The sequence below is a fragment of the Xanthomonas sp. WHRI 1810A genome (genome assembly GCF_040202885.1).
Taxonomy (GTDB): Bacteria; Pseudomonadota; Gammaproteobacteria; order Pseudomonadales; family Pseudomonadaceae; genus Aquipseudomonas.
On record NZ_JBEGED010000005.1, the window covers coordinates 248,706 to 266,540 of the forward strand.

Sequence of the window (17,835 nt, forward strand, 5' to 3'; positions counted from 1 at the left end):
TCTTACCTCGGTGGATATGTTGTTGTTTTATGGCCCAGTTGTATCCGGCGAGGGCTACAAAGGCCATTCGACGATGGTCTTACCGTTTGCCAGCATACCCGGCCCAGGCGCTGAACGGCTCTGGCTCGGGGTCGCCTGTTGATGGGACTGCGATCACCGCACTAGATTCCCGATCGCCAGCCCACCACTAGCACAACGCACTCGGCGATTGTTACCCATTCGCTCAACAGTGTTTATCAAAACCGTTTCTATATGAATCCAGCCCAGGGGCATAGAATCGCTCTCGCCAACAAGGCAAACAGTTATCAACTAAGAGCCCCTCTAACGGGGTGTTGATACAGCAACTTGATCAAGTACGAACTCCGTACCACGCAGAGCCCCCACCCGGGTTTTGTGCACCCTGCCGACCAGAAATACTGGGACGCAGATACACATTAAATATCTTTGAGGTAACTTGTAATGAAAGCTGCACTGGTTGTACTGGCTCTTTGTGGTTTCAGCACATTGGCAATGGCGGAAGAATCAGAGGCCAAAGTTGCCGCCCAGCAGCAACGCGTGGCCGTCGAGCAGTACACCTACTCCAGCCACCCGGACATCGCCAAAGTCATTTCACTCGACGCAGTACCAAATGTCTGCCAGGTCGTTCCCCAGCACATGACGTACGAAGACTCCAAGGGTCAGCGCCATATCATGGAATACCAAGTGATGGGCAACGGCTGCAGCAACGGTTGATTAATCAAAGCGTACTCAACGCCCTGCGGGACAGTCCCGCGGGGCGTGTCTGTTTATATCGCCCTGATATGAACGGCTCGACACATCAAGTATCCGCCAAGTTCCTTGAATAACTACTTTGGCTGATTGAACTTCCCGATCACGCTCATTGAGAACAGTCATTCACCGTTAATCACGGACTGTATATACGCCAGACAACCCGCCTCCCATCGCTGATTCGCGCTATAAGTACTGTGGGCCGCGTTCAGCGCTGCTCCTTGAGAACGACGCTCTGTAAAACAAAAAACACGGGAGAGCAGCATGAAGCACAGCGCATACATAGCGCGCGAGCCGGATGCCCACGGGTTCATTGACTACCCCGACGCCGAACATGAGGTGTGGAAGACCCTGGTCGCGCGGCAACTGGACGTGATCGAGGGCCGCGCGTGCGACGAGTACCTGGCGGGCATCGATCAACTGGGCCTGCCCCATGACCGCATTCCGCAGCTGGGGGACATCAACCGGGTGCTGAACGCCACCACCGGCTGGCAAGTGACCCGCGTCCCGGCACTGATCCCCTTCCAGCGGTTTTTTGAATTGCTGGCGAACAAGCAGTTTCCGGTGGCGACCTTCATTCGCCGTCGCGAGGACCTGGACTACCTGCAAGAGCCGGATATCTTCCATGAAGTCTTCGGACACTGCCCCCTGCTGACCAATCCGGGGTTTGCCGAATTCACCCACACCTACGGCAAGCTCGGCCTGGCCGCCAGCAAGGAACAACGCGTGTACCTGGCGCGGTTGTACTGGATGACCATCGAGTTCGGCCTGGTGCAAACCGCCAACGGCCTGAAAATCTATGGCGGGGGTATTCTGTCCTCGCCCAGGGAAACGCTGTACAGCCTGTCCACCGCGCCGGCGCATCAGGCGTTCGATCCCGTGGAAGCCATGCGCACGCCCTACCGCATCGATATCCTGCAGCCGGTGTATTTTGTGTTGCCGGCGCTTGCGCGGCTGTTCGAACTGGCCCACGAAGACATCATGGGCCTGGTCAATCAGGCCACGGACCTGGGCTTGCACGCCCCCCGCTTTGCCCCAAGACAGCAGCCCTCCAAACCCAATGCCGCCTGATCAGGAAACCCCCATCATGACCTCGTTGAACCAAGCCCACTGCGAAGCCTGCCGTGCCGACGCGCCCCACGTCAGCGACGCCGAACTGCCGGCACTGCTCCAGCAGATCCCCGACTGGAACACCGAAGTGCGCGACGGCGTAATGCAGCTGGAAAAAGTCTTCGCATTCAAGAATTTCAAATTTGCGCTGGCGTTTACTAACGCGGTCGGCGAAATTGCCGAGGCTGAAGGTCACCACCCCGCCCTGCTCACCGAATGGGGCAAAGTGACCGTCACCTGGTGGAGCCACTCGATCAAAGGGCTGCACCGCAACGATTTCATCATGGCCGCCCGCACCGACGAGGTGGCCAACGGCGCCGAGGGCCGCAAGTAATGCATTTCTCCGAGATTCAACGTGTACCCGATGATCCGATCCTGGGGCTGATTCAGGCCTACGCCAAAGACCCGAACCCGAACAAGTTCGACCTCGGCGTCGGTGTCTACAAGGATGCGCAGGGCCGGACCACCATTCCCCGTGCGGTGAAGCTGGCCGAACAGCGGCTGGTGGATTCGCAGCCGACCAAGACCTACATCGGCGGCCACGGCGAACCGCGTTTCGGCACGTTGATCTGTGATCTGGTTCTGGGCGCCGAATCCCCGCTGATTCGTGATCGACGGGTCGGCGCCACCCAGACCCCGGGCGGCACCGGCGCGTTGCGCTTGAGCGCCGACTTCATCCGCAATTGCCTGCCGGGCAAGGGCATCTGGCTCAGCGACCCGACCTGGCCGATTCACGAAACCATCTACGCCGCTGCGGGCCTGAAGGTCAGTCACTACCCGTACGTGGGCAGCGACAACCGGCTGAATGTCGAGGCCATGCTCGACACCCTGAACCGGATTCCCAAAGGCGACGTGGTGCTGCTTCACGCCTGCTGCCACAACCCCACTGGCTTCGATCTGTCCCAGGACGACTGGCGCGCGGTGCTGGAGATCGTCAAGGCGCGCAACCTGCTGCCGCTGATCGACTTCGCCTATCAGGGCTTCGGCGATGGCCTGGAGCAAGACGCGTGGTCCGTCAGGCTGTTTGCCGCCGAGCTGCCTGAGTTGCTGATTACCAGTTCCTGCTCGAAAAACTTCGGTCTGTACCGGGAGCGGACCGGCGCATTGCTGGTCTGCGCAGCCAGCACTGAAAAGCTGGCCGATGTGCGCAGTCAGTTATCGGCGACCGCTCGTAACCTTTGGTCCAACCCGCCTGACCATGGCGCTGCTGTCGTGGCCGAGATTCTGGGCGATCCGGAGCTCAAAGCCCTGTGGGCGGAGGAAGTCGAGGAAATGCGCAGCCGCATCGCGCAATTGCGTCAGGGGCTGGTGGAAGCCTTGACCCCGCTGGGCCTGGGCGAACGCTTCGCCCACATCGGCGTGCAGCGTGGGATGTTTTCCTACACCGGGCTGAACGACGAGCAGGTCGCACGTCTGCGCCATGAGCACAGCGTGTACATGGTCAATGCCGGACGGGCCAACGTGGCCGGGATCGATGCGACACGGCTTGATGCGCTGGCAGCGGCGATTGCAGCGGTGTGTTAAAGGCATGAATAACCTGTAGGAGCGCGCTTGCCCGCGATTGGCGCTGGATCAGGCGCCATGGAGGGTGAGGTGCCGACGTCATCGCGGGCAAGCGCGCTCCTACACCGTTCTAGGTCGATCACCGGCCATAAAGTTTCCGCACATGACAAACGGGTCACATTAAAAGTCTGTTTGTCATTTGTTGTGCTGTATCCTCAGCCTGCGTTTTCCAACGTGCTGTTCCACTGCCAGCAATACTTGTGAGGAGCGACGACGATGCATGAAATCCCCAACTTCCCCTTCCCAAGCACACCGCAGCAAAGCGCGGCAGCCCGCCAGGAACTCGGTCAGCCGATCGAGATGAAGGCAAGCTCCAAGCGTGATCCCGTCAAGCAAGCACAACGCCCGCGCTAACGGCTCAGGCCGACGCAACAGGCTGATTTTCAGCCCCTACGGAAGAACGTCTTCAAGGTGTATTTCCATAAGGGCTGAAATGCTCGAGTTGAGAAAACCATGTCCGACTTCACCGAAACACAAGCCCAGGCCCTGATCGGCACCGCCGAAAAGATGATCGACATCTGGACCCGCCTGAGCCCCGAAAAACAGAACGCCCTGCTGGCGCGCTTCGGCACTCAGGAAAATGCACTGGCTGCGCTGGTGACCACGCAACTGGTTGCACCTGTGGATAAGTAAGCGGGTGGACACGTTCGCCGCGCACCTGACGACATAATCTGCAATTCATTTGGCTTCTGTTCATGCTTGACCTGCCATCCCGTGGCAACCCTCGTTATGATGGCGGTGTCGCTCAGGTTGAGCGTCTACGCTGAATCCTGAATCACCCCTCGCCTCACCCTCCCTGTCGTAACCGGATTGATGTCATGCCAGACGCTTCGCGCGCCGCAACCCAACGCCCTATGGCCGTCACGCTGCAGGTCGTTTCCATTGTTCTGTTCACGTTCATCGGCTACCTGAACATCGGCATTCCACTGGCCGTGTTGCCCGGCTACGTGCACACCGACCTCGGTTTCGGCGCCATCGCCGCCGGTCTGGTGATCAGCATTCAGTACCTCGCCACGTTGCTCAGCCGCCCCTATTCCAGCCGCTATATCGATACCCACGGCAGCAAAAAGGCGGTACTGATCGGCCTGGCGGGCTGCGGCCTCAGCGGCGTATTCATGCTCCTGGCGGACCTGCTGGAAAGCTGGCCGATGATGAGCCTGATCAGCCTGTTCATCGGTCGCCTGGTGCTGGGCAGCGCGGAAAGCCTGGTGGGTTCGGGTTCGATTGGCTGGGGCATCGGCCGGGTCGGTTCGCAGAACACCGCCAAAGTCATCTCCTGGAACGGCATTGCCAGCTACGGCGCGCTGGCGATCGGCGCGCCACTGGGGGTGTTTCTGGTCCACGGCCTGGGCCTGTGGAGCATGGGGGTGAGCATCATCTTGCTGGCGGGTCTCGGCATCGCGCTGGCCTGGAAGAAAACCCCGGCGCCTATCGTGCACGGCGAGCGCCTGCCGTTCATGCATGTGTTGGGGCTGGTGTTGCCCCATGGCACGGGGCTGGCGCTGGGCTCCATTGGTTTTGGCACCATCGCCACGTTCATTACGCTGTATTACGCCAGCCATGCATGGCCCAACGCCGTGTTGTGCCTGAGCCTGTTCGGCGGCTGCTTTATTGGCGCGCGTCTGTTGTTCGGCCGGATGATCAACCGCATCGGCGGCTTCCAGGTGGCGATTGCGTGTCTGTCGGTTGAGACGGCGGGCTTGTTGTTGCTGTGGCTGGCGCCTAATCCCAATCTGGCACTGGCCGGCGCGGCGCTGACCGGGTTTGGCTTCTCGCTGGTGTTCCCGGCGCTGGGGGTCGAGGCGGTGAATCTGGTGCCGGCGTCCAGTCGCGGTGCGGCGGTGGGGGCTTACTCGCTGTTCATCGACCTGTCGCTGGGGATCACCGGACCGGTGGCGGGCGCCGTGGCGGCGGGCTTTGGCTTTGCGTCGATCTTCCTGTTCGCGGCGCTGGCGTCGCTGGGCGGGTTGGGGTTGAGCGTTTATCTGTACAAGCAGGCCAAGGTGACGCGGGAGAAGGTGGTGGTGGACGCCTGATTCATCGGCGCCCGTTACGGCCTGGTCGTCCTGAACAACGTCGCACAGAAGGTCAGTTATACCGCGTGCCCAGGATTCACTGCCGGTCCCCGGCAGATCGCTGGCAAGCCAGGCTCTCATGCCTTCGGCAGAAGCAGCACTCCATGGGTTTAGAAATCCACCTTGCCCCGCCCGGCCTTGATCGACCCGCGTTTGTTCTTCGACTCAAGGCGGCGGGTCTTGGAGCCCAGGGTCGGCTTGGTCGGCCGCCGCTTCTTCTCGACCTTCCCCGCATTGACGATCAGCTCACTCAAGCGCTCCAGCGCATCGGCGCGGTTCTGTTCCTGCGTGCGGTACGACTGGGCCTTGATGATGATCACGCCATCGCCGGTGATCCGGCTGTCGCGCAACGCCAGCAGACGTTCCTTGTAGAACGGCGGCAAAGATGAGGCGTTGATGTCGAAACGCAGGTGCATGGCGCTGGACACTTTGTTGACGTTCTGCCCGCCCGCGCCCTGTGCACGGATAGCGGTCAGCTCGACCTCGGCGTCGGGCAAGTGCACGTTGTTGGAGATGATCAGCATGGGGAACCCTGTGCGATTTCTGACGCGACCAGCATCCCATTGTAGGAGCGCGCTTGCCCGCGAAAAGCCTTTTCAGTCGACAGAAACAGGTCGAATGTACCCACCTCATCGCGGGCAAGCGCGCTCCTACAACCGTGTCGGTGGCTCACTTGACCATCGCCTCACCGGCCAAACTCCGTTTGTTCTTGACCCCATAAAACCCCCACATCGCCAGCAACCACACCGGGATCGCGAACACCGACACGCGGATGCCCGGGATCAGCAGCATGATCACCAGAATCAACGCCACGAACGCCAGGCAGACGTAATTCCCGTACGGGGCCCACAGCGCCTTGAACAGCGGCACCTGGCCGGTGCGGTTCATGTGCTGGCGAAACTTCAGGTGCGAGTAGCTGATCATCGCCCAGTTGATCACCAGCGTGGCCACCACCAGCGACATCAGCAGCTCCAGCGCACTCTGCGGAATCAGGTAGTTGAGCAGCACCGCGATCACTGTCACTGCGGCCGACACCAGAATCGCCCGCACCGGCACACCGCGACGGTCCACCCGCGCCAGGGACCGCGGCGCGTCACCCTGCTCAGCCATCCCGAACAGCATGCGCGCGTTGCAATAGGTGCCGCTGTTGTACACCGACAGCGCGGCGGTCAGCACCACGAAGTTGAGAATGTGCGCGGCCGTGTTGCTGCCGAGCATCGAGAACACCTGCACAAACGGGCTGCCGCTGTAGGCATCGCCGGACGCATTAAGTGTGTTCAACAGCGCGTCCCACGGGGTCAGCGACAACAGCACCACCAGCGAGCCGATGTAGAAAATCAGGATGCGGTAGATCACCTGATTGATGGCCTTGGGAATGATGACTTTCGGCTGATCGGCTTCGGCGGCGGTAAAACCGAGCATTTCCAGGCCACCGAAGGAGAACATGATGAACGCCAGCGCCATCACCAAGCCGCTGATGCCGTGGGGGAAGAACCCGCCGTGGTCCCACAGATTGCTCACCGACGCCTGCGGGCCGCCGTTGCCACTGACCAGCAGGTAACTGCCCAGGGCAATCATGCCGACGATGGCGACCACCTTGATGATGGCGAACCAGAACTCCGCTTCGCCAAAGACTTTCACGTTGGCCAGGTTGATGGCGTTGATCATCACGAAGAACACCGCCGCCGAGGCCCAGGTCGGGACGTCCGGCCACCAGTAGTGCACGTACTTGCCGACCGCCGTCAGCTCGGACATGCCCACCAGAATGTACAGGACCCAGCAATTCCAGCCGGACAGGAAGCCGGCGAAACCGCCCCAGTATTGGTGCGCGAAATGGCTGAATGACCCGGCCACCGGCTCTTCGACGATCATTTCACCCAGCTGGCGCATGATCAGGAAGGCGATGAAGCCACACAGGGCATAGCCGAGAATCATCGACGGACCCGCCGACTTGAGCACGCCCGCCGACCCCAGGAACAACCCCGTGCCGATGGCACCGCCCAGGGCGATCAGCTGGATATGACGGTTTTTGAGACCACGTTTCAACTCACCCGACGGGGCCATATGCTTGCTCACTAAGGACACAAAAAACGGCGCGCATTGTACACCGGTGCCTGGCAACGCGGGATCGAATTCCGTTGTAGGAGCGCGCTTGCCCGCGATGGCGTCATGTCAAACAACACCGTCGTTGTAGACAAACTGCCTTCGCGGGCAAGCGCACTCTTGCAATAAAAAGACAAAAAAAAACGCCAGTCTCTCGACTGGCGTTTTTTTATTTCAAGCCACCATCACTCAGGCTTGCGACGACCGAAGCCCGGACGCTGACCGGAGCCTGCTGGAGGCCCGCGGCGCTTGCCCGATGGGGTCTTGTCGTCCACCAGTTTGATGCCGGGGCGCGAAGGCTTTGGCTTGGCCGGACGTTTGTTCATGTCGCCTGGACGTTCGGCCACCGGCGTGCCACGGCTGCTGTCGCCGCGACCTTCGGAGCGACCGCCCACCGGTGGACGTGGTGTGCGCTGACCGCGACCCCCGTCCTGCGGCTTGCCGGCCGGACGCACACGCTCGCCTTCAGGCACACGCGGCTCACGGGCCGGACGCTTTTCACCGACCGCATAACGCGGATCACGGGCTGGACGGTCACCCGTTTCGCCACGAGAGTCGCGGGCTGGACGATCACTGCCAATCGCAGGACGCGGCTCGCGCACCGGGCGATCGCTGCCAATCGCAGGACGCGGCTCGCGCACGGGGCGCTCGGCACCGGCGGCATCTTTGGCCGGACGCACGTTACGCACGCGCTCGCCTTTGCCCAACGGACGCGATGACTGGCGCTGCAAGCGCTCCATCTTGTCCTTGGTCTTGGCGTTCATCTGCGGCATGGCGACGGGTGTCAGGCCGACTTCGGCGCTGAGGGTGTCGACTTCGTACTGGCTCATTTCGCGCCAGCGGCCCATGGGCAGGTCGGAGTTCAGGAATACCGGGCCATAACGCACGCGTTTGAGGCGGCTGACCACCAAGCCTTGGGATTCCCACAGACGACGAACCTCACGGTTACGCCCTTCCATGACCACGCAGTGGTACCAGTGGTTGAAGCCTTCACCGCCCGGCGCTTGCTGGATGTCGGTGAAGCGAGCAGGACCGTCTTCGAGGATCACGCCATTCTTCAGGCGCAGCAGCATGTCGTCATCGACTTCGCCACGCACCCGGACGGCGTATTCACGGTCCATTTCGAACGAGGGGTGCATCAAACGGTTGGCCAGCTCGCCATCGGTGGTGAACATCAGCAAACCGGTGGTGTTGATGTCCAGACGACCGACGTTGATCCAGCGACCTTCTTTAGGCTTTGGCAGACGATCGAATACGGTCGGGCGACCTTCGGGGTCGTCACGGGTGCAGATTTCGCCGTCTGGTTTGTTGTACATGATGACGCGGCGGACGGTTTCAGCGGCTTCTTCACGCTTGATAACGCGACCGTCAACGGTGATGGCGTCGTGCAAGTCGACGCGCAGACCGAGGTTTGCGTCCTTGCCGTTGACCTTGACCCGGCCCTGGGTGATCCAGGCTTCTACGTCTCGGCGAGAACCGACGCCGATGCGCGCCAGTACTTTTTGCAGCTTTTCGCCTGCTGGGCCGATTTCCTGGCTGTCCTGCTTGTCTTTGTCACTCATCTGGGCACCTCCCGGTGTGTCGATCAGGCCATGCTCGACAAAGCACGGCCCGGTTGCCTGGCGCCTGCTTCTACTAAGAAGGCGCGCTGGCGGAATACTAAAAAAGCCTCGTGGCGGGTATGGATCGCCAAAAGGTCGCGAATCATACGCCCATGGCGAGCGTTGCGCACCAGAGACTAGTCGAAAAGCCCTGACTCACTTCTTTTTCTTACGACCGGCGGCCTTGAGCTTGATCAGACGCATGGCGGACTCGGCCAGTACCGAACGCTTCTCGTCCTTTTCCATCTTCTTCCACGACTTGATTTCACGCTTGCTACGGCCACAGCCGATGCAGATGTCGTCGGTGAATTTACAGAGGCTGATGCAGGGGGATTTAGTGCTCATGGGCTGACCTGAATGGTGGACGACCCTTGTAGGAGCGCGCTTGCCCGCGATGGCGTCGTGTCAAACAACACATCCGTTGCGGACAGATCGTATTCGCGGGCAAGCGCGCTCCTACAGGGGTGGAACCAATTTACCTACCGCGATTCTTCATCATCTCGCGGCTCATCTTCCCAATCTGACTCCGCGTCGAGCGGATCGACCAATAAATCGTCGAAATCAATTTTCAGGCCTTTCTCCATGGAGTCCAGCTCCACCAACAGGCTGCGGAAACTGGTTTCGTCACGCACCGGTTCAGGTTCGCCGTCGATGGGCGGCAGGCTGGCGTCGGCCAAGGCCTGCAGATGCGCGGGCACCGGCGCGTCGTCGAAGTCCAGGATCGGGTCCGGCTCCAGCTGTCGCAAGTCGGCCAGCGGTGGCAGTTCGTCGAGGTTTTTCAGGTTGAAGTGATCGAGAAAAGCCTTGGTGGTGGCGAACATCGCCGGTTTGCCCGGCACGTCGCGGTAGCCCACGATCCGCACCCACTCGCGCTCAAGGAGCGTCTTGACAATGTTGGTGTTGACCGCCACGCCCCGCACGTCCTCGATCTCGCCCCGGGTAATCGGCTGGCGGTAGGCAATCAGCGCCATGGTTTCCAGCAAGGCGCGGGAATAACGCTGGGGCCGCTCCTCCCATAAGCGACCGACCCACGGCGAAAATTTCTCGCGGATCTGCAGGCGATAGCCGGAGGCGACTTCCTTGAGTTCGAACGCCCGGTTGTCGCAGGACTTGCGCAGCACCTCCAGCGCTTTCTTGAACACCGGCGGCTCCGGGCGCTCGCCCTCTTCGAACAGCTCGTACAGCCGCTCAAGGGATTGCGGTTTACCGGAGGCCAGCAAAAAAGCTTCGAGCAGGGTTGCCAGCTCGCGGGGTTCGTTGAGGTTCATCGATCAGATCCAGCTCTTATTCGGCTCGCGCACGCACATGAATGACGGCAAACGGTTCGTTCTGCACCAGTTCGACGAGGGATTCCTTGACCAGCTCCAGGACCGCCATGAAGGTCACGACCACGCCCAGACGCCCTTCTTCGGCGGTGAACAGCTCGGCGAACGGGACGAAGCCACCGCCCTTCAGTCGCTCCAGTACATCACTCATGCGTTCGCGGGTGGACAACGCCTCACGGCTGACCTGATGGCTCTCGAACATATCGCCCCGGTGCAGCACTTCGGCCATGGACATCAGCAGCTCTTCCAGGCTGACGTCCGGCACCAGCTTGCGCGCACGGGCCTCAGGCGCGTCAAGCCGAGGCACCACCACGTCGCGACCGATGCGCGAGAGCTGGTCGATGCCTTCGGCGGCGGCCTTGAAGCGCTCGTATTCCTGCAGCCGGCGGATCAGTTCGGCGCGCGGGTCGTCTTCTTCCTGTTCGGCGGCCTCAGAGCGCGGCAGCAGCATCCGCGACTTGATCTCGGCCAGCATCGCCGCCATGACCAGGTACTCCGCCGCCAGCTCCAGGCGCACGGTTTTCATCAGCTCTACGTAACCCATGTACTGCCGGGTGATTTCCGCCACGGGAATGTCGAGGATGTTGATGTTCTGTTTGCGGATCAGGTACAGCAGCAAATCCAGCGGGCCTTCGAAGGCTTCGAGGAACACTTCCAGCGCGTCCGGCGGGATGTACAGGTCCAGCGGCATCTGAGTGACGGCCTGCCCGTAGACCAGGGCAAACGGCAACTCCTGTTGCGCGCCTGCCTGGCTGTCGAGCGTCTGGACCTCGGTCACTCGGCGTCGGCCCTGAACGGCGTCGGATCGCCACAACCCACACGGATCACCGTCGGTTCGCCGTCGCTGAGATTGACCACGGTGGACGCCGTGATCCCGCCGATGCCGGCGTCGATGATCAGGTCGACCTGATGCTCCAGCACCTCGCGCATGTCGAACGGATCGCTCATCGGCACGGTTTCGCCGGGCAGAATCAGGCTCACGCTCATCAGCGGCTCGCCCAGCTCTTGCAGCAGCGCTTGGGCAATCGGGTGACGCGGCACCCGCAGGCCGATGGTCCGGCGCTTGGGGTGCAGCACCAGACGCGGCACGTCGCGGGTCGCGCTGAGAATAAAGGTGTACGGCCCCGGCGTGTGGGCCTTGAGCACCCGAAACGCGGTGGTGTCGACCTTGGCGAACATGCTCAGTTGCGAGAGGTCGCAGCACATCAGCGTGAAGTTGTGCTTGTCGTCCAGTTGGCGCAGACGGCGAATGCGTTCGACGGCATTTTTGTCACCCATCTGGCAGCCCAGGGCGTAGGAGGAGTCGGTGGGGTACACCACCAACCCGCCCGCCCTGATGATTTCCACAGCTTGCTTGATCAGACGCGCCTGGGGATTCTCCGGGTGCACCTGGAAAAATTGACTCACGGTATCTTCCTGTTCAGACGGCAGTAGGCTGTTCATTTTTGAATCGACACCAAAGTGGCGGCAGATCCTCGGGTAACGGGCGGTAAACGCCGATCTCGGACCAGCCCCCGGGGGCATGAAAGTCACTGCCGGCACTGACCAGCAGACCAAATTCACGGGCCAATATCGCCAGACTGCCCACCTGATCGGCAGGTTGCAGGCCGTTGACAACTTCAATGGCATGGCCGCCGGCCTGAAGGAAATCGGCGACCAGTTTACGTCGTTTGCTGCGGGTGAAGTCGTAGTGCCAGGGGTGCGCGAGGCTGACCCAGGCGTTGGCGGCGCGCAGGGTCGCAACGGTGTCTTCCAGGGTTGGCCAGTGCTGCTTGACGTCGCCCAGCTTGCCGGCGCCCAGCCATTTGCGGAACGCCTCGGCGCGATCCTTGACGTAACCCTGCGCCACCATGAAGTCGGCAAAGTGCGGTCGGGCCGGCGCATTGCCGCTGTCGCCCAGGGCCTGTTGGATGGCGCGAGCCCCTTCGAGCGCTCCGGGCATACCTTTCATCGCCAATTTGCGACTGATTTCCTCGGCGCGCAACCACCGCCCATGGTGCAATTGCTCGATGGCGTCGACTAGAACCTGCGCCTTGACGTCGAAACCATAGCCCAGAACATGGATGGTGGCGCCGCCCCAGGTGCAGGACAACTCCACCCCGTTGATCAGCTGCATATCCAGTGCAAGCGCCGCAGCGCGGGCCTCTTCAAGCCCTTCGAGGGTGTCGTGATCGGTCAGCGCCAGGACCCGCACGCCATTCTCGTGGGCACGTGCAACCAGTACGGCGGGCGCGAGGCCACCGTCGGAGGCGGTGCTGTGGCAGTGCAGATCGACATTCATAGGGGCGCTTTCGCAGTCATTGATGTTTGTTATTATGCCGCCACATCCAGCTTCTGGCTCTTACTGTGAAACAATTCATCGACTTCATCCCGTTAATCCTGTTTTTCATCGTCTACAAGATCGACCCCCACGCTGTTGACGTCATGGGCCACAGCGTCATGGTCGGCGGCATTTTCAGCGCCACCGCCATGCTGATCGCCAGCTCCATCGTGGTCTACGGCATTCTGTTCGTGAAGCAGGGCCGGCTGGAAAAAAGCCAGTGGCTGACATTGGTTGCCTGTCTGGTGTTCGGCAGCCTCACACTGGCCTTTCACAGCGAAACCTTCCTCAAGTGGAAAGCGCCGGTGGTCAACTGGCTGTTTGCACTGGTCTTCGCGGGCAGCCACTTCATCGGCAATCGCCTGCTGATCCAGCGCATCATGGGCCACGCGCTGACATTGCCTCAGGCCATCTGGACCAAACTGAACATCGCCTGGATCGTGTTCTTTATCTTCTGCGGCGCCGCCAACCTGTACGTTGCGTTCACTTATCAGGAATTCTGGGTCGACTTCAAAGTCTTCGGCAGCCTGGGCATGACGCTGCTGTTCCTGTTGGGCCAGGGCGTGTTCCTCGCCCGCCACATGCATGACGTGGACCCGGAAGCCGCGCCTTCGACCACACCTGCCACCAAGAAAACCGAGGACTGACATGCTCTACGCCATCGTTGCCACAGACGTCGCCGACTCCCTGGATAAACGCCTGCAAGCGCGCCCTGCGCACCTCGAGCGCCTGACCGCGCTGAAAAGCGAAGGCCGGGTCGTGCTGGCGGGGCCCATGCCCGCCGTCGACAGCAACGATCCGGGCGCTGCGGGTTTTACCGGCAGCCTGATCGTGGCCGAGTTCGACTCCCTCGGCGCTGCGCAGACCTGGGCCGACGCTGATCCTTACGTCAAGGCCGGTGTCTACGCCCACGTGGTGGTCAAGCCGTTCAAGCAAGTCCTGCCGTAAACCGCTTCGCGTCCCTTGCCTGTGTTGACGATCATCCGGTGCCCATGACCGGATGATCCCGTCAGGCGCCCCGCCCCGCTCAGTTTTCCCCTCCCCGTGCCGACAACCTGACACATGCTTGCTAAATGTCAGGAGTTCAGATGCGTCCAGGTCCTTGGTGTCTGCTTTCAGCCCTGTTGGCCATTTCCGCGATCACCCTCAGTGCCCAGGGTGTGGAATCCAACGATACGGAAGGCTATGCGCTGTCATTGCCCAGCACCGCCAGCCAGCTCAGCGATGTGCGCCAGAAACTGGCGCAGAGCGAGCGTCAGCGCGAAGAATTGGCCCGCCAGCTGCAATCGGCTGGCGCCGCGCAGGAAACAATTGCGCTCAGCCGTCTGCGTCAAGAGAACCAAAGGCTTAAAATGCAGCTCAAAGAAGCGCAGTCCGTCATGCCGCAACGCGTGCTGACGGAGCAACAACAATGGTTTGTCGCCGGTGGCGGCGTTGCACTGATTGCCTTGCTGTGCGGTATCTTTGCCAGCGGTTGGCGCAGACGTCGTCGGCAATGGCTAAATTGAGTAAGTCATGAGCGAGTTGTTACTGATTGATGATGACCAGGAGCTGTGCGAGCTCCTGAGCAGTTGGCTGACCCAGGAAGGCTTTCAGGTGCGTGCCTGCCATGACGGGCAGAGCGCCCGAAAGGCGTTGGCCGAGGCCTCGCCCGCCGTCGTGGTGCTGGACGTGATGCTGCCCGACGGCAGTGGTCTGGAACTGCTCAAACAACTGCGCACCGAACACCCCGATCTGCCGGTGCTGATGCTGTCGGCACGGGGCGAGCCGCTGGACCGGATCCTCGGCCTGGAACTGGGCGCCGACGATTACCTCACCAAGCCCTGCGACCCCCGGGAATTGACGGCACGGCTGCGTGCGGTCCTGCGGCGCAGCCATCCTACGGCGGTGTCGACGCAGCTGGAGCTGGGGGATTTGACCTTCAGCCCGGCCCGTGGCGTGGTCACCATCGACGATCAGGAGTTTGTCCTGACCGTCTCCGAGGCCCGCCTTCTGGAAGCGTTGCTCGGTCAACCGGGCGAGCCGCTGGAGAAGCAGGAACTGGCGCAACTGGCCTTGGGCCGCAAACTGACCTTGTACGACCGCAGCCTGGATATGCACGTCAGTAACCTGCGCAAGAAAATCGGCCCACACGCCGACGGCCGCCCAAGAATCGTCGCGCTGCGCAGCCGGGGTTATTACTACGCCGTCTGAACCGGCGCACCCGACCTGTAGGAGCGCGCTTGCCCGCGATTGCAGACTGCCAGATACATCAATGTCGGCGGCCAGGCCCTTATCGCGGGCAAGCGCGCTCCTACAATGTCAAATCACGCTACACACCTCTTTACCCAAGCTTTACGCACGCCTGACCTCGCTTGACCTTGATCTCCCTAAACTGGCATCAACCGGCACAGAGCCGGATTCGAGACAAGGAGATACACCATGCGTAAGACTCTGATGGCTTTGATGTTCGCTGCTGCTCTGCCTACCGTTGCGATGGCAATGCCTCCCGCTGATGGCGGCCCGATGGGGCATGAAGGCCCAGGTTTCGGCGGCCCCGGCATGCACCACAAAGGTCCGTTCGACAAACTGAACCTGACCCCGGAGCAGCGCCAGCAAGTCGGCAAATTGATGGGCGACCAGATGCGCAGCCGCCACGAGATCACCGACAAGTACCTGGCCAAGCTGTCGCCAGCCGACCAGAAGGCGATGCACGACGAGTTCGCGGCCAAGCGCGCCAAGACCGACAGCGACATCCGCGCCATGCTCACGCCTGATCAGCAAAAGCAGTTCGATCAAATGAAGAAAGACCAGGAACAACGTCGCGCCGATCGCGCCGAATTCGAAGCCTGGAAAGCGCAGAAAGCGCAAAAAACCCAGTAACGGCCAGCTGATTGCGGGTACGTTACCCATCCAACCCGACACGCTCCGGCGTGCCGGGTTTTTCTGATTTGAGGGAAACCCGTGCGCTCATTGTTCTGGCGAATCCTGGCGAGCTTCTGGCTCGCCATTGCCCTGGTCGCTGGCCTGTCGATTCTGCTGGGGCATATGCTCAATCAGGACGCGTGGATTCTCAGCCGTCACCCCGGCTTGCACAAACTGCCGGAAAAGTGGACCCAGCTCTATGACAACCAGGGCGCGGAGGCGGCGCAGGATTATCTGCTGGACCTCAAGCGCAAATACCACATCGATGTGCAAGTGCTCAACGACAGCGGTGAAGCGGTGGTGTCCGGGACCTTCCCTCCCCGTGCGGCCGCTTTCGAAGCGCGTCAGCACGATGACCCGAAACAACTGCCGTGGCGGCGCCTGACCACCGAATACACCAGCCCCAAGACCAGTGAAACCTACCTGCTGATTTACCGCATCCCGCACCCGGAACTCGATGCCTGGCACCGCGAAAGCCTGTTGTGGCCGCTCAGTGCGCTGGGCATTGCGCTGGTGGTGCTGACGCTGTTCAGCCTGTTTGTGACCTTGTCGATCACGCGGCCCTTGAGCCGGTTGCGCGGCGCTGTCCACGATCTGGGCCAGACCACCTATCAACAGAACAGCCTGGCGCAACTGGCCGGGCGCCGGGATGAATTCGGCGTGCTGGCCAACGACTTCAACCGCATGGGCGCCCGTCTGCAGAGCCTGATCAGCAGCCAGCGGCAACTGCTGCGGGACGTCTCTCACGAACTGCGTTCACCCCTGGCCCGCCTGCGCATCGCCCTGGCGCTGGCCGAGCGCGCGGAACCGGAACAACGGGAAAAGCTGTGGCCCCGCCTGACCCGCGAATGTGACCGCCTGGAAGTGCTGATCGGCGAAATCCTCGCTCTGGCGCGGCTGGACGCCGATGTGGGCAGCGCCGTGCCCGTTGAATTGAAGGGCTTGCTAGAGCATTTGAAGGCGGATGCCGAGCAAGGCAGCGCCGATCAGACCGTGAGGGTGGACGTCGATCATACCGTCAGCCTGTTGGGCTGGCCGGATGTGCTGGAGCGAGCGCTGGACAATCTGCTGCGTAACGCTTCGCGGTTTAACCCGAGCGGCATGCCGATTGAACTGGGTGTGACCCGGATCGGCGAGCACATGCGCATTTTCGTTCGCGACCACGGGCCGGGCGTGGCGCCGGAGCACCTGACGCAACTGGGTGAACCCTTCTATCGCGCGCCCGGGCAGACCGCGCCGGGTTACGGCCTTGGGCTTGCGATTGCCAAGCGCGCGGCGGAAAAACACGGCGGCAATCTGATCCTGGAAAACCACCCGGACGGCGGGTTTGTCGCGAGCCTTGAGTTGCCCATCACACCGCCGTAATCGTAACGGTAGGAGCGCGCTTGCCCGCGATGAAGGTCTTTCAGTCACGTTCTGTGTGACTGACCCAACGCCATCGCGGGCAAGCGCGCTCCTACAAAAGCAGCAATGGGGTTTAACCCTGCCACTCACTCACAAAATCTACCACCTCGACCTTCCCCGCCACCCGCGGCGGGTTTTGTGGCGTGCCCAGGTACAGAAACGCGATCACCTGCTCGTCCTCCGCCAGCCCAAGGCCCTTGGCGACGACCGGCGAAAAGGACAGCTCACCGGTGCGCCACACCGCACCGATGCCCAGCGCGTATGCGGCCAACAACACGCCATGGGCCGCGCAACCGGCGGTGATGAACTGCTCGCTCTTGGGCACTTTATGGTGATCCTGCAACCGGGCGATCACCACCACCACCAGCGGCGCGCGCAACGGGCCGTTCCGGGCTTTATCCAGCGCCCTCTCCTCGACGTCGCCACTGCCCTGCTGCAACGCCTCGGCCAGGAGCAACCCCATGCGCACGCGGGCGTCACCTTCTACGGTGAGAAAACGAAACGGCCGCAGCTGACCATGATCGGGCGCACGCAAGGCGGCGCTGAACAGAATCTCTCGCTGCGCGGCATCCGGTGCCGGTTCGATCAATCGTGGAACCGACACGCGGTTGAGCAGTAGGTCGAGCGCATCCATCACATCGCTTCCTTATAAAAAATGATTG

General features: G+C 61.5%; 21 protein-coding genes and 1 pseudogene. 13 read left to right on the plus strand and 9 right to left on the minus strand.

From position 1 onward, the window contains the following. Positions 1 to 459 precede the first annotated feature (459 nt). From ABQX22_RS10455 to ABQX22_RS10485, 7 genes and pseudogenes are all read left to right on the plus strand, one after another. On the plus strand, positions 460 to 732 hold the full coding sequence (locus tag ABQX22_RS10455) for a DUF2790 domain-containing protein (protein ID WP_349799143.1): 273 nt from the start codon (positions 460 to 462) through the stop codon (positions 730 to 732). 294 nt (positions 733 to 1,026) lie between these two features. Beyond that, a pseudogene (gene phhA, locus ABQX22_RS10460) lies at positions 1,027 to 1,839 on the plus strand (phenylalanine 4-monooxygenase); the annotation flags it as partial. 16 nt (positions 1,840 to 1,855) lie between these two features. Next, positions 1,856 to 2,212 carry a 4a-hydroxytetrahydrobiopterin dehydratase gene (locus tag ABQX22_RS10465; protein ID WP_349799146.1) on the plus strand — a complete coding sequence of 119 codons (357 nt, stop codon included), beginning with the start codon at positions 1,856 to 1,858 and terminating at the stop codon, positions 2,210 to 2,212. Beyond that, the gene (locus ABQX22_RS10470) at positions 2,212 to 3,402 is read left to right on the plus strand and encodes an amino acid aminotransferase (protein ID WP_349799148.1); all 1,191 of its coding nucleotides are present in this window, start codon (positions 2,212 to 2,214) and stop codon (positions 3,400 to 3,402) included. The genes ABQX22_RS10465 and ABQX22_RS10470 overlap by 1 nt, the downstream gene beginning before the upstream one ends. A 255-nt stretch (positions 3,403 to 3,657) precedes the next feature. Then, positions 3,658 to 3,795: a hypothetical protein gene (locus ABQX22_RS10475; protein WP_349799150.1), complete on the plus strand. Its 138-nt coding sequence runs from the start codon at positions 3,658 to 3,660 to the stop codon at positions 3,793 to 3,795. Between the two features lie 99 nt (positions 3,796 to 3,894). Continuing rightward, on the plus strand, positions 3,895 to 4,074 hold the full coding sequence (locus tag ABQX22_RS10480) for a hypothetical protein (RefSeq protein ID WP_349799152.1): 180 nt from the start codon (positions 3,895 to 3,897) through the stop codon (positions 4,072 to 4,074). A 185-nt stretch (positions 4,075 to 4,259) separates the two neighbouring features. Beyond that, positions 4,260 to 5,477, plus strand: a complete 1,218-nt coding sequence (locus ABQX22_RS10485; RefSeq protein WP_349799154.1) for an MFS transporter — start codon at positions 4,260 to 4,262, stop codon at positions 5,475 to 5,477. Between the two features lie 149 nt (positions 5,478 to 5,626). Here ABQX22_RS10485 and arfB read toward each other — a convergent pair whose 3' ends face one another. The 8 genes from arfB to ABQX22_RS10525 all read right to left on the minus strand — a co-directional run bounded on the left by arfB (position 5,627) and on the right by ABQX22_RS10525 (position 12,826). Further along, positions 5,627 to 6,040 (minus strand): alternative ribosome rescue aminoacyl-tRNA hydrolase ArfB, encoded by a 414-nt coding sequence (gene arfB / locus ABQX22_RS10490; protein WP_349799156.1) that lies wholly within the window; start codon positions 6,038 to 6,040, stop codon positions 5,627 to 5,629. A gap of 145 nt (positions 6,041 to 6,185) precedes the next feature. After that, complete coding sequence (locus tag ABQX22_RS10495) at positions 6,186 to 7,580, minus strand: amino acid permease (RefSeq protein WP_349799158.1); 1,395 nt, start codon at positions 7,578 to 7,580, stop codon at positions 6,186 to 6,188. 224 nt (positions 7,581 to 7,804) lie between these two features. After that, complete coding sequence (gene rluB / locus ABQX22_RS10500; protein ID WP_349799160.1) at positions 7,805 to 9,181, minus strand: 23S rRNA pseudouridine(2605) synthase RluB; 1,377 nt, start codon at positions 9,179 to 9,181, stop codon at positions 7,805 to 7,807. A gap of 195 nt (positions 9,182 to 9,376) precedes the next feature. Further along, entirely contained in the window at positions 9,377 to 9,565 is a 189-nt protein-coding gene (locus ABQX22_RS10505; protein WP_349799162.1) for a DUF1289 domain-containing protein, read from the minus strand. Between the two features lie 134 nt (positions 9,566 to 9,699). Continuing rightward, on the minus strand, positions 9,700 to 10,488 hold the full coding sequence (gene scpB, locus ABQX22_RS10510; RefSeq protein ID WP_349799164.1) for an SMC-Scp complex subunit ScpB: 789 nt from the start codon (positions 10,486 to 10,488) through the stop codon (positions 9,700 to 9,702). Positions 10,489 to 10,504: 16 nt separating this feature from the next. Beyond that, positions 10,505 to 11,236 carry a segregation and condensation protein A gene (locus ABQX22_RS10515; protein WP_441005268.1) on the minus strand — a complete coding sequence of 244 codons (732 nt, stop codon included), beginning with the start codon at positions 11,234 to 11,236 and terminating at the stop codon, positions 10,505 to 10,507. A gap of 83 nt (positions 11,237 to 11,319) precedes the next feature. Beyond that, positions 11,320 to 11,952 (minus strand): L-threonylcarbamoyladenylate synthase, encoded by a 633-nt coding sequence (locus ABQX22_RS10520; protein WP_349799166.1) that lies wholly within the window; start codon positions 11,950 to 11,952, stop codon positions 11,320 to 11,322. 13 nt (positions 11,953 to 11,965) lie between these two features. Continuing rightward, positions 11,966 to 12,826 (minus strand): PHP domain-containing protein, encoded by an 861-nt coding sequence (locus tag ABQX22_RS10525; RefSeq protein WP_349799168.1) that lies wholly within the window; start codon positions 12,824 to 12,826, stop codon positions 11,966 to 11,968. A gap of 65 nt (positions 12,827 to 12,891) precedes the next feature. On the opposite strand from ABQX22_RS10525, the gene ABQX22_RS10530 reads away from it, so the two are divergent. The 6 genes from ABQX22_RS10530 (at position 12,892) to ABQX22_RS10555 (ending at position 17,134) form a co-directional block, all read left to right on the plus strand. Then, positions 12,892 to 13,512, plus strand: coding sequence for a septation protein A (locus tag ABQX22_RS10530; protein ID WP_349799169.1), 621 nt, complete (start codon positions 12,892 to 12,894; stop codon positions 13,510 to 13,512). Position 13,513: 1 nt separating this feature from the next. Then, entirely contained in the window at positions 13,514 to 13,813 is a 300-nt protein-coding gene (locus tag ABQX22_RS10535; protein ID WP_349799171.1) for a YciI family protein, read from the plus strand. Between the two features lie 140 nt (positions 13,814 to 13,953). After that, complete coding sequence (locus ABQX22_RS10540) at positions 13,954 to 14,373, plus strand: hypothetical protein (protein WP_349799173.1); 420 nt, start codon at positions 13,954 to 13,956, stop codon at positions 14,371 to 14,373. 7 nt (positions 14,374 to 14,380) lie between these two features. Further along, positions 14,381 to 15,058 (plus strand): response regulator transcription factor, encoded by a 678-nt coding sequence (locus ABQX22_RS10545; protein WP_349799175.1) that lies wholly within the window; start codon positions 14,381 to 14,383, stop codon positions 15,056 to 15,058. Between the two features lie 228 nt (positions 15,059 to 15,286). Then, on the plus strand, positions 15,287 to 15,727 hold the full coding sequence (locus ABQX22_RS10550; RefSeq protein WP_349799176.1) for a Spy/CpxP family protein refolding chaperone: 441 nt from the start codon (positions 15,287 to 15,289) through the stop codon (positions 15,725 to 15,727). 81 nt (positions 15,728 to 15,808) lie between these two features. Continuing rightward, on the plus strand, positions 15,809 to 17,134 hold the full coding sequence (locus ABQX22_RS10555) for a sensor histidine kinase (protein WP_349799178.1): 1,326 nt from the start codon (positions 15,809 to 15,811) through the stop codon (positions 17,132 to 17,134). Positions 17,135 to 17,246: 112 nt separating this feature from the next. On the opposite strand, the gene ABQX22_RS10560 is transcribed toward ABQX22_RS10555, so the two are convergent. Next, entirely contained in the window at positions 17,247 to 17,807 is a 561-nt protein-coding gene (locus tag ABQX22_RS10560; protein ID WP_349799180.1) for a nitroreductase family protein, read from the minus strand. Between the last annotated feature and the right edge of the window lie 28 nt (positions 17,808 to 17,835).